Origin of the sequence: Burkholderia thailandensis E264 (assembly GCF_000012365.1) — a bacterium.
Taxonomy (GTDB): domain Bacteria; phylum Pseudomonadota; class Gammaproteobacteria; order Burkholderiales; family Burkholderiaceae; genus Burkholderia; species Burkholderia thailandensis.
This window is the reverse complement of record NC_007651.1, coordinates 2,745,710-2,758,212: the sequence shown is the minus strand read 5'-3', so window position 1 is coordinate 2,758,212 and position 12,503 is coordinate 2,745,710. Positions and strand designations below refer to the sequence as shown.

Annotated in this window: 6 protein-coding genes; 4 read left to right on the top strand and 2 right to left on the bottom strand. The window is 71.9% G+C overall.

What is annotated here, in order from left to right:
- The first annotated feature begins 44 nt into the window (after positions 1 to 44).
- From BTH_RS24540 to BTH_RS24525, 4 genes are all read left to right on the top strand, one after another.
- Positions 45 to 5,336 (top strand): non-ribosomal peptide synthetase, encoded by a 5,292-nt coding sequence (locus BTH_RS24540; protein WP_009891201.1) that lies wholly within the window; start codon positions 45 to 47, stop codon positions 5,334 to 5,336.
- Positions 5,337 to 5,479: 143 nt separating this feature from the next.
- A complete protein-coding gene (locus tag BTH_RS24535) occupies positions 5,480 to 6,916 on the top strand; it encodes a lysine N(6)-hydroxylase/L-ornithine N(5)-oxygenase family protein (protein ID WP_009891199.1) in 1,437 nt (478 codons plus the stop codon).
- 46 nt (positions 6,917 to 6,962) lie between these two features.
- Entirely contained in the window at positions 6,963 to 9,179 is a 2,217-nt protein-coding gene (locus BTH_RS24530; RefSeq protein ID WP_009909458.1) for a TonB-dependent siderophore receptor, read from the top strand.
- A gap of 64 nt (positions 9,180 to 9,243) precedes the next feature.
- Entirely contained in the window at positions 9,244 to 10,083 is an 840-nt protein-coding gene (locus BTH_RS24525) for a formyltransferase family protein (protein ID WP_009891191.1), read from the top strand.
- Between the two features lie 127 nt (positions 10,084 to 10,210).
- Here BTH_RS24525 and BTH_RS24520 read toward each other — a convergent pair whose 3' ends face one another.
- Positions 10,211 to 10,783: an inclusion body family protein gene (locus BTH_RS24520; protein WP_009909455.1), complete on the bottom strand. Its 573-nt coding sequence runs from the start codon at positions 10,781 to 10,783 to the stop codon at positions 10,211 to 10,213.
- A 210-nt stretch (positions 10,784 to 10,993) separates the two neighbouring features.
- On the bottom strand, positions 10,994 to 12,499 hold the full coding sequence (locus tag BTH_RS24515; RefSeq protein ID WP_009909454.1) for a cobyrinate a,c-diamide synthase: 1,506 nt from the start codon (positions 12,497 to 12,499) through the stop codon (positions 10,994 to 10,996).
- Between the last annotated feature and the right edge of the window lie 4 nt (positions 12,500 to 12,503).

The following is a 12,503-nucleotide window of genomic DNA, read 5'->3' as shown; positions in this document are numbered from 1 at the left end:
CCCAATCAGGAACACGCATGAGGAGCACGCATGAAGGAGCCCGCATGACCCCCCCCGATCTGCTGTCGCTCGCCGCGCGCTTCGCGCGGCTGCCCGACACGCAGCGCAAGCAGTTCCTCGCGAAGCTCGGCGACGCGGGGATCGATTTCCGGATGCTGCCGATTCCGCCGCGCGAGGACCGCGCGGCGAGCGTGCCGGCGTCGTTCGCGCAGACGCGCCTCTGGCTGCACGCGCGCCTGCTCGGCGAATCGGCCGCGTACCACATCACCGAGCGGCTGCGCCTCGACGGCGCGCTCGATGCGAACGCGCTGCGGCTGTCGTGCGACGCGCTGATCGCACGCCACGAGGCGCTGCGCACGACGTTCGCCGAAGGCGCCGACGGCGTGCTGCAGACGGTTCACGCGCCGATGCGCTGCCCGTGGCGCTTCACCGATCTCGCCGGCGTGCCCGCCGCGACGCGCGACGCGCGCGCGGCGGCCGTCGCCGAGCGCGACGAGGCCGAGCCGTTCGATCTCGCGCACGGCCCGCTCGTGCGCGCGCACCTGATCCGGCTCGACGCCGCCGCGCACTGGCTCGTGCTGACGACGCACCACATCGTGTCGGACGGCTGGTCGGCCGACGTGATGCTCGCCGAGCTGTCGTCGTTCTACCGCTCGTATGCGACGGGCGACGCGGTGTCGCTCGCGCCGCTGCCGGTGCAGTACGCGGATTACGCGCTCTGGCAGCGCCGCTGGCTCGAAGCGGGCGAGGGCGAGCGGCAGCTCGCGCACTGGCGCGCGACGCTCGACGCGAGCCGCGACGTGCTGCTGCTGCCGGGCGCCGCGACGCGGCCCGCGCAGCGCGGCGCGAGCGGCGCGCGGCATGCGTTCGACGTGCCCGCCGCGCTCGCGCAACGCGTGCTTGCGCTCGCGCAGGCGCGCCGCGCGACGCCGTTCGCCGTGTTGCTCGCCGCGCTCGCGACGCTGCTCGCGCGCGCGAGCGGCGAGCATGAGATCCGGATCGGCGTGCCGTCGGCGAATCGCGAGCGCGCCGAGACCGTCGGGCTGATCGGCTTTTTCGTCAATACGCTGACGCTCGCGGCGAAAACGCCCGCGACGCTCGCGTTCGACGCGCTCGTCGACGCGACGCAGCGCGGCCTGATCGACGCGCAGTCGCACCAGGACGTGCCGTTCGACCAGGTGGTGGATGCGCTCGGCGTCGCGCGCAGCGCGAGCCACCATCCGCTCTTCCAGGTGATGGCCGCGTACGGCGCGCGGCGCGTGCTGCCGTCGTTCGCGGGCGTGCGCGCGGCCGAGCTGCCGTCGGGCATGCCGTACGCGAAGTTCGACCTCGCGCTCAGCTTCGACGAGCGCGACGACGGCGGGCTCGACGTGCGCTTCGTCTATGCGACCGACCTCTTCGACGCCGACGCGATCGAGCGCTTCGCCGCGCGCTACGCCGAGCTGCTCGCGCATGCGCTCGAAGCGCCCGGCGCGGCGATCGGCGATCTGCAATGGCTGCCCGAGGCGGAGCGCCGCCAGCTCGCCGCGTGGAACGGGCAGACGCACGATTTCGCCGATTCCGGGCGCGGCCGCGCGCAGTCGGCGCGCGCCGCGGCCGGAACGCCCGGCGAGCGGGGCGGCCAGCCTGCCGGCACCACCGTTTCCGGCGACCTTGCCGGCGCGCGTGCGGGCGATTCGGTCGAAAAGCCCGTTGATGAGCCCGTTGATGAGCTCGTTGGCGAGCCTGTCGGCGAGGATTCGGGCCGGCCTCGCGGCATGCCGTTCGTCTCGGTCCACGACCGGATCGCGGAGCATGCGCGCCGCCGCCCGGACGCGCGCGGCGTCGCCGATGTCGAGCGCGCGCTCACGCGCGGCGAAGTCGAAGCGCGCGCGGCGCGGCTCGCGAAGCGCCTCGTCGCGGCGGGCGTGCGCGCGGAGATGCGCGTGGGCGTCGCGTTGTCGCGCTCGGTCGATCTGCTCGTCGGGCTGATCGCCGCGCTCAAGTCGGGCGGCGCGTTCGTGCCGCTCGATCCGAGCCACCCGCGCGAGCGCCTCGCGCAGATGCTCGACGACGCGCAGATCGCGCACGTGATCACCGAGCGCGGCAGCGTTCACGCGCTGCCGCTTGCGGGCGCGACGCGCGCGTGGCTCGTCGACGACGCGATCGCCGACGCGGCGATCGAAGGCGTCGCGCTGCCCGACGTGTCGCCGCATCAGGCCGCGTACGTGATCTACACGTCGGGCTCGACCGGCAAGCCGAAGGGCGTCGTCGTCGATCACGGCGCGTTCGCGCGCCACTGCGAGGCGATCGCCGCGCGCTACGGCGCGACCGAGCGCGACGTGTTCATGCTGTTCCAGTCGGTCAATTTCGACGGCGCGCACGAGGGCTGGTTCTCGCAGTACATGTCGGGCGCGGCCGTCGCGGTGACGGCCGACACGCTGTGGCCGCCCGCGCGCACCTGCGCGCTGATCGCGCGCGAACGCGTGACGATGACCTACGTGCCCCCCGGCTGCGCGACGCAGCTCGCCGAATGGGCGCTCGAGCACGGCGCGCCGCCGTCGCTGCGCTCGATCACGGTGGGCGGCGAGGCGACGTCGCGCGAGGCGTTCGCGCTGATGCGCCGCGCGTTTCCGAACGCGCGCGTCGTCAACGGCTACGGGCCGACCGAGACGGTGATCACGCCGATGCTGTGGATGTTCGCGCCGGGCGACGATCCGGCCAAGCTCGCGGACGCCGCGTATCTGCCGATCGGCACGCTGGTCGGCGCGCGCACCGCGCACGTGCTCGACGCGCGCCTGAATCCGCTGCCCGTCGGCGTGATCGGCGAGCTGTATCTGGGCGGCGAGGGCATCGGGCTCGCGCGCGGCTATCTGGGGCGAGCGGCGCTCACGGCCGAGCGCTTCGTACCCGATCCGTACGGCGCGCCGGGCGCGCGGCTGTACCGCACGGGCGACCTCGTGCGCCGCCGCGCGGACGGCGTGTTCGATTTCATCGGCCGCATCGACCACCAGGTGAAGCTGCGCGGGCTGCGGATCGAACTGGGCGAGATCGAGGCGCAGCTCGCCGCGCACGACGACGTGCGCGAGGCGGTCGCCGTCGTGTTCGGCAAGGGCGGTGAGGCGCGGCTCGTCGCGTTCGTCGAGCTGACGGGCGACGCGCGCGAGCGTGCGCGTCGCGCGGATTCGGCCGAGCTCGACGCGCATCTGCGCCGCACGTTGCCCGACTACATGGTGCCCGCGCACATCGTCGTGCTCGACGCGCTGCCGCGCAACGCGAACAGCAAGGTCGACCGCGCGGCGCTGCCGGAACCCGCGCACGTCGCACGCGCATACGAGGCGCCAGAAGGCGACGTCGAGGCGGCGCTCGCCGAGATCTGGCGCGAAGTGCTCGGGCTCGAGCGGGTCGGCCGCGGCGATCATTTCTTCGAACTGGGCGGCCATTCGCTCGCGGCGGTGCGCGTGGCCACGCGCGTCGCCGAGCGGCTCGCGCGCGACGTGCCGGTGCGCGCGCTGTTCGAAGCGCCGATTCTCGCGCCGTACGCGCAGCGCGTCGCCGCCGCCGCGCGGGCGAGCGCGCCGCACGGCGCGCTCGACGCGAGCGACGCATCGCATGCGCCCGACGCCGACGGCGTGCTGCCGCTGTCCGCCGCGCAGCGCGGCCTGTGGTTTCTGTGGCGCGCGCAGCCGGAGAGCGCCGCGTACAACATCCCGGTCGCGCTGCGGCTGCGCGGCGCGCTCGACATCGATGCGCTCGCCGACGCGTTCGCGCGCGCGGCCGCCCGTCATCCGGCGCTGCGCACGCGGATCGTCGCGCGGGCGGACGGCGCGCCGGGGCAGCGGATCGCGCCCGTGCAGCCCGTCGATCTGCCGATCGTCGAGCTGCGCGTCGCGGACGACGACGCGCGGCTCGCCGCCGCCGCCGCGCTGACCGACGACGACGCGCTCGCGCCGTTCGATCTCGCCGCCGACGCGCCGCTGTGGCGCGCGCGCGTGATCCGGCTCGGCGAGCGGGATCACGTGCTGTCGCTCGTCGTTCATCACATCGTGTCGGACGGGCAGTCGATCGATTTGTGGCTCGACGAGGTTCGCGCGGCGTACGTCGCGCGGCGCGCGGGCGGTGGGGCGCCGCCGGCGGCGTCCGACGCATCGGGCGCGCGGGCCGGAACGCTCGGCGGCCCGGGCGCGGGATTGCCTTCGCAGACGCTTGCGCAAACGCCCGCGCGGCCCCGTTCGGCCTCGCGCGACGCGCTGGTGCTGCCCGCCGCCGCGCCGCGCGCGCGCCTCGCGTTCTGGCGCGAAGCGCTCGCCGGCGTGCCGTCGTACGCGTTGCCGCCGCCGCGCGCGGGCCGCGCGGTGTCGCCGCGCTGGGACGCCGGGCGTCTCGCGTTCGAGCTCGACGGCGCGCTCGTGCGCCGCGCGCGCGCGATGGCGCTCGACGCGCACGCGACGCTGCCGATGCTGCTGCACGCGGCGCTGAACGCGGCGTTCTACCGGGCGACGGGCGCGACCGATCAGCCGGTCGGCGTGCTCGCGTCGACGCGCGAGCTGACGGGCGACGCCGCCGAGCGCGCGCTCGGGCTCTTCATCAACGCGGTCGTCGTGCGCACGCGGCTTTCGGGCGCCGATACGCCGGCCGCGCTCGTCGCCGCCGTGCGCGACGCCGCGCTCGCCGCGTATGCGCACGCGGACGCGCCGTTTGGCGACGTCGTCGCCGCGCTGCGCGCACCGCGCGCGGTCAACGGCAATCCGCTGTTCCAGGTGATGTTCAACTACCTGCGGCCGACGGGCGCCGCCGCGCGCGACTGGGCGGGGCTCGCGGTCGACGAATTCAACGACGTCCGGCACCGCGTCGTGTTCGAACTCGAGCTCGACATCGTCGAGCATCCGGACGGCCGCGTGACGGGCGCGTTCTCGTATGCGACCGAGCGCGTCGACGGCGCGTTCGTCGCCGCGCTCGCGGCCGACTATCTCGACGTCGTGCGCGGCTTCGTCGACGCGCCCGCGCGCGCGCTCGGCGCGTGCGCCGCACGGTTTGCGCTCGACGCGCACGACGTGTGCGCGCCGCTGTCGCCGCCCGCCGCCGCAGCGAACGCGTCCGCCGCCGCGCACGCCGCGCGCGCGCTCGCCGACGTGTGGCGCGCGGCGCTCGGCCATGCCGCGCCCGCGCCCGACGACAACGTGTTCGAAGCCGGCGCGACGTCGTTCGACGTCGTGCGCTTCGTCGACGCGGCGCGTTCGGCCGGCTTCGCGCTCGCGATCGCCGACGTGTTCGCCGCGCCGAGCTTCGCGGCGCTCGGCGAGCGCGCCGCGCACATCGCCGGCCAGCCCGCCACGCAGGCGCGCGATGCCGATTGAGCGCCGCCCGCCGCAGCCGCGCCTGGAGCGCAGCGGCCGCAATCGCCGCATAGGCGGCCTCGACGATGCGCGCGATCCGCATCACGTTTTTGTCCGGCCGGCGCCGTTCGCGCGCCGGCCACACCGTTAAGGGAATCAGAGACATGCAGAGAGATACCGTATTCGACCTGATCGGCGTCGGCTTCGGACCGTCGAACCTCGCGCTCGCCGTGCGCCTCGCGGAAGCACGCGGCACGCCCGCGTTCACGCAGTGCTATGTCGAGCGCCAGCCGGCATTCGGCTGGCACCGCGGGATGCTGCTCGACGACTGCCGGATGCAGATTTCCTTCCTGAAGGATCTCGTCACGCTGCGCGATCCGAAGAGCCGCTTCACGTTCGTTAACTACCTGTACGAGCACGGGCGCCTGAGCGAATTCGTCAACCTGAAGAACTTCTACCCGACGCGCGTCGAATTTCATGACTACCTGAGCTGGGTCGCGAACGCGTTCGACGAGCACGTTCACTACGGCGAGACGGTGACGGCGATCGAGCCCGTCGCGGCGTCGGGCGCGCGCGGCGAGATCGACGCGCTGCGCGTGTTCTCGAAGGGCGCCGACGGGCGCGAGCGGCACCGCGTCGCGCGCGCGCTGTCGGTGGGCGTCGGCGGCGCGCCGAGCGTGCCGGACGCGTTCGCCGCGCTCGGGCCGGAGTGCGTCGCCCATTCGTCGAACTACCTGACGTCGATCGAGCGGCTGGTCGGCGCGCCGGGAACCCGTACGCCGGATGCCCGTATGCCGGATGCCGGCGTGAAAAAGCGCGTCGCGGTGATCGGCGCGGGGCAGAGCGCGGCCGAGGTGTTCATCGATCTCGCGCGGCGCTTCCCGCACGTCGAGGCAAGCCTCGTGATCCGCTCGGGCGCGCTCAAGCCCGCGGACGACAGCCCGTTCGTCAACGAGATCTTCAATCCGGCGTTCACCGACGTCGTCTACGCGCAGCCGGCGAACGGCCGGCGCTCGCTCATCGAGCGCTTTCGCGACACGAACTACGCGGTGGTCGACCGGCCGCTCATCGAGCAGATCTACGAAATGCTCTATCTGCAGCGCGTATCCGGCGCGTCGGACGGCGCGCCGCGCCACCGGCTGCTCGCGAACACCGCGATCGAGTCGGCCGCGCGCACGGCGCACGGGCAGGTCGAGCTTGCGTTGCGCGACCGCCTGACGGGCGACGCGCGCACCGAGCGCTTCGATGCGCTCGTGCTCGCGACCGGCTACCGCCGCGACACGCATCTGCCGCTCCTCGAAGGGCTTGCGCCGCATCTGGGCGACGCGCTCGCGGCGGGCGACGTCGCGCGCGACTACCGGCTCGCGACGCCCGCGCACTTCAAGCCGAGGATTTATCTGCAAGGCTGCTGCGAGGACAGCCACGGGTTGTCCGACACGCTGCTGTCGGTGCTCGCGCGCCGCGCGGACGAAATCGCCGCGTCGCTCGCGGACGGAATCGGCGCGGCCGAACACGAAGATGCCGCCCGGCCCGAAGGCCGCGCGCGAGCACGACACGATAACAACGGGGTGAGCGACGGCCGGCTGGCCATCGCTCTTTGATGAAGGTGCGGCCTCGCGGCCGCTTTGCAACTTGGAGCAACGGAAGATGGAGTGGGCAACCAGCACGCGCGTGCGTGCGATCGCGGCCGCGGCAGGCGTGGCGTTCTGCGCGGCGGCGAGTCATGCGCAGGCACAGGCGGTGCGGCCGGGGGCAGACGCGCGGCAGCCGGGCAGTCAGGTGAATGGGGACACTGCGGCGGGCGGCACGTTGCCCGCGATCTCGGTGTCGGCGGGGGCGGAGCGCGACGCGAGCGTCGGCCTCGTCGCGCGGCGCAGCACCACGGGCACGAAGACCGATACGCCGATCGTCGAGATCCCGCAGACGATCAACATCGTCACCGCGCAGCAGATCGAGGCGACGGGCGCGACCGACATCAATCAGGCGTTCCGCTACATCCCGGGCTTCTCGACCTACGGATCGGACAACCGCTCGGACTGGTACGCGGCGCTGCGCGGCTTCACGCCGACCGTGTTCGTCGACGGGCTGCAGGTGCCGAACACGATCAACCTGTCGAGCTGGCGCGTCGATCCGTACATGATCGACAGCATCGCCGTGCTGCGCGGCCCGACGTCGGTGCTGTACGGGCAGGGCGACCCGGGCGCGATCGTCGACGTGCAGAGCAAGCTCGCGAACGGCGAGCGCATTCGCGAGGTCGGCGTGCAGGTGGGCAACTACGCGCGCAAGCAGCTGATGTTCGATATCGGCGACAAGATCGACAAGGATGGCACGCTGTCGTACCGGATCGTCGGCGTCGGCCGCGACGGCAACGCGCAGACGGGGCCGCTCGCCGACCAGCGCGTGTCGTTCGCGCCGTCGCTCAAGTGGCAGCCGAACGCAAACACGTCGCTCACGCTCGCCGCGACGTACCTGCAGGACTGGGGCGACACGTCGAGCAACTTCCTGCCGTCGCGCGGCACCGTGCTGCCGAATCCGAACGGCATGATCTCGGACGACCTGTACACGGCCGATGCGAACTTCGACCACTACCGCAAGAAGCAATGGTCGATCGGCTATCAGTTCGAGCACAAGCTGAACCCGGTGTGGACGTTCCGGCAGAACGTGCGCTGGATGCACCTGGCGCTCGACGACGCGTCCGTCTACGGCGGCGGCCTCGACGGCGCGGACCCGACGATGGCGACGATGACGCGCTACGCGGGCCTGTTCCAGTTCAACTACAGCCGCTTCGACGTCGACAACCAGGCGCAGGCGAAATTCACGACAGGCCCGTTGAGCCACACACTGCTGTTCGGCTTCGACTACAACCGGCAGACGACGACCGACAGCGAATGGCTCGCGAAGGGGCCCGGCCTGAACCTGTACCGGCCCGTCTACACGCCGATTCCGGCCGACATCTTCAGCGGGCCGAACGCGTACCCGCGCACCGACACGAAGACGACGCTCAACGCCTTCGGCCTGTACGTGCAGGACCAGATCAAGTGGCAGCGCTGGGTGCTCACGCTCGGCGGCCGGCAGGACTGGACGCGCACGTCGCAGGACGACATCGCGAACTCGGCGAGCTTCAAGCAGAACGACCACGCGTTCAGCGGGCGCGTCGGCCTGACCTATCTCGGCGATTACGGCCTCGCGCCGTACCTCAGCTATTCGACGTCGTTCAATCCGCAGATCGGCGTGAAGCTCGCGGGCGGCGGGCTCGCGACGCCGACCAAGGGCCGCCAGATCGAGGCTGGCCTGCGCTGGCAGCCGCCGGGCAAGAACCTGATGCTGAACGCGGCCGTCTACCAGATCAACCAGACGAACGTCGCGATGAGCAATCCGAACGATCCGACGAGCAGCACGTTCGTGCAGGTGGGCGAGGTGCGCTCGCGCGGCGTCGAGCTGAGCGCGGTGGGCAACCTGTCGCGCGAGCTGTCGGTGATCGCCGCGTACGTCTATCAGGACGTGAAGAACGTGCAGGCGAATGACAACACGCTGAACAAGTGGCCCGTCGACGTGCCGCGCCCGCGCCAGATCGCGTCGCTGTGGGCCGACTGGACGTGGCGCAACGGGCCGCTCACGGGCTTCGGCGTCGGCGCGGGCGTGCGCTACATGAGCGCGGCGGCGGGCGCCGCCGACAACTCGCTGACGGTGCCGAGCTACACGCTGTTCGACGCGGCGCTGCACTACGAGCTGCGCAACTGGCGCTTCGCGCTCAATGCGACGAACCTGTTCAACCGCCGCTACGTGGCCGGCTGCCAGTCGGATTCGGTGTGCATGTACGGCAACCAGCGCACCGTGATCGCGACGGCGAAATACAACTGGTAAGCGCGTTTCATCATCCCATGGGCGGCGCGGCCGCGCGCCGCCCGAACGAGAGGACAACACCGCGATGGCAAGGAAGAAACTCGTCTACATCTGGTCGCTGAGAAACGCCGCCGCCGACAAGGCGGGGCAGCAGGTGGACTACAAGGGCGGCGCGCGCTACATGAAGTCGGTGCTCGAATCGCTCGTCGACGCATTGAACGACACCGAGCTCGGCGAAGCGTACTCGCTCGAGCGCGTGATCTACGACGACGACGCGGGCTCGCCGCTCGACCGCGAGAAGCTCGCCGAGTACGGCTTCGCATACGAGCCCGGCAAGCGCTGGTTCTATCCGCCCGAGCTGCGCGTGCAGGGCCGGCTCGTCAACGATCTGCTGCTCGCGATTCCGTCCGAGTACCGGCGCGAGCCGCTCGCGTCGCCCGCGCGCCCGGCGGGCAAGCGCGCGTTCGAGGCGCGCCTGCGCGAGGCGCTCGACGCGCTCGGCGCCGATCTCGTCGTGCTCGACGGGCTGCTCGTGATCCTCGACGAGCTCGTGCGCCCGGGCGCGCCGTATTGCCGGCGCATCGTCAACATTCATCCGGGCATCACGCGCGCGGAGTCGCCGTACGAGCGGCGCGGCGCGTACGCGACGCTCGACGCGCTGTTCGGCGCGCGCGGGCAGAAGGTCGTCGACTGGACGACAATGCGGACCGTGCCGGTCGAGCCGCTGCGGATGACGGGCGCGTCGTTCCATTACGTCGACAACGGCGTCGATTCCGGCGAGGTGATCCACGACGTGCTGAACACCGAGATCGACCCGGACGACACGATCCTCGAGCTGCGCTGGAACAACTTCAACCGCAGCCTGTTTCCGGCGCTGCACGAAGGGCTCGCGATCATGGCGGGGCTCGACGCGCGCGTGGCGTGAGCGCGGGCGGGGCGGCGACCTGTCCGGCGCCCGCGCGCGAGACGCGCACGGGCGCGCCGCGGGTGCGGCCCGCCCGCTTCACGGGAATCCGTCCGCACGATGGCGCGGCGAACGCGCGGATGACGGCTCAGGCGACGTTGACCGTCGGGTCCCACTTGACATACCCGGCGAGCACCTGCTTTTCGCCGCTGTCGTCGAGCGTAAACAGCGCGGCCCACACGTAGAAGTTCTTGGCCTGTCCTTGCTGGGCCACCTTCGCGTCGCAACTCGAAAAGGCCACCGGCGCGGTCGTGAACGGATAGCCGTTGGACGGGGTCGGCTGCGCCGCGTTCTGGAGCTTGATCACCTCCACGTGGGAAGGATCGAGATGCGGATCGCCGCCCGTCAACCTGTAGATGAAGGCGGCATATTCGGAATTGTCGCTCGTGCTCGCGCAGAAGAACGACAGCGTGTCGCCGACGTGAGCGTTGAGCGTGATGTTGCCGGGATCGTTGCCGACGCTCCAGCCGCGCGGGTCGTCGGACGACATGTAGATGTACTTGTGGCCGATCGACGTTGCCGTGTCCGGCGTTTGCCCAAGCTTTTTCTCTTGCGCCTTGAGCTCGTCGATGATCGCGGCGACGTCTATCACCGTCATGACGTTGATTGTGATGTGACTCGACGCGCGCGCGCTGTCGACTCTCGAATTGACCGTGACCATGATCCACCTCGTTCCGATGTGAAGTATCCGATTTTCCGTCGAGCATCGCGCGGCGCGATGGGTGATTCGCGATCGCCATCCTGGCGAATGCCGCCCCGTGCTCGCTGTCGCCGGCGATGCGTGCCGACGATATGACCATGCTAGGAAGGCGCGAATCGATGCGCCATTACACGGAATTACACCCGTGCCTTCGAGGCGGTCGCGCGGGGGCTACAGCGCGTCGAGCGCGAAAAGCGCGGCCGCCGCACGCGGATTCGACGGCCAGTACGCGTGCAGATACGTCGCGACGATCGGCCCGTGCCGATACACCGCTTCGCCCGCCGCGCCGTCGTCCGGCCGCGTCGCGGCGGCGACGGGCGCGAGCGGCGTCGCGAAGCGCGAATAGTGGAACGTGTGGCCGGTCATCGCGCCGAAGCGCGTCGCGAGGGTCTGCATGCCGAGCGCGGCGAAGCGCCGCTGCATCGTCGCGTGGCCGGGCACGAGGCCGAGCATCGGCGTCGTCGCGCCGTCGGCGTCGGTGAGCGTTTCGCTCAGGTACAGCATCCCGCCGCACTCGGCGACGACGCGCCGGCCCGCCGCGACGTGCGCGGCGATCGAGCGCGCGGCCGTCGCGTTCGCCGCGAGCCGCGCCGCATGCAGCTCCGGATAGCCGCCCGGCAGATAGAGCGCGGCGGAACCGTCGGGCACTGGCTCGTCGGCGAGCGGCGAGAAGAATGCGAGCTCGGCGCCGAGCGCTTCCAACTGATCGAGGTTCGCCGGATAGATGAACGAGAACGCCGCGTCGCGCGCGATCGCGATCCGCCTGCCGGCAAGGGGCGGTTCGGCGCGCGCCGCGCCGGCCGATGCGCCGGACGCGCCGCCGCCGTGCGCCGGGCGATTTGCCGCCGCATTCGCTTCGTTGGCGGAGTCGACGGGGGGCATCGCCGCCGCGGCATCGTCGCGGTCTGCGGCCACGCTTGCCGCCGACGGCGCGCGACGATGGCCGCGCGCGGCATCCAGCGTCGCAACCGTTCCGCCGCCGTGGTCGTCGACATTCGCATCGTCGCCGAGCGCGAACTCGACGACGGGCGGCAGATCGGCGAGCGCGGTGCGCGCGATCGCGTCGGCCGCGCGGTCGAGCCGCGCGTCGAGATCGGCGACGTCGTCCGGCTGGTGCAGCCCGAGGTGGCGCTCCGGCAGCGCGATCTGCGCATCGCGCGGCAGGTGGCCGAGCCAGCGGATCGACTCGGGCAGCGCGCTGCGCAGCAACCGCGCATGGCGCTCGGAGCCGACGCGGTTCGCGAGCACGCCGTGAAACGGCACGCCGGGCCGGAAATGCACGAGCCCGAACGCGAGCGCGGCGAAGGTCTGCGCCATCGATTGCGCGGCGATCACCGCGGCGACGGGCACGCCGAACGCCTGCGCGAGATCGGCGCTCGACGGCGTGCCGTCAAAGAGCCCCATCGCGCCTTCGATCAGGATCACGTCCGCTTCGGCCGCGGCGCGCGCAAGCAGCGCGCGGCAGCCGCGCTCGCCGACCATCCCGAGATCGAGCGAATAGACGCTCGCGCCGCTCGCGCGCGCGAGCAGCATCGGATCGAGAAAATCCGGGCCGGTCTTGAACACGCGCACGCGCCGGCCGAGCCGCCGGTGATGGCGCGCGAGCGCCGCCGTCACCGACGTCTTGCCCTGGCCGGACGCGGCGGCGGCGACGAAGAGCGCGGGGCAGGCGGGCATCGCG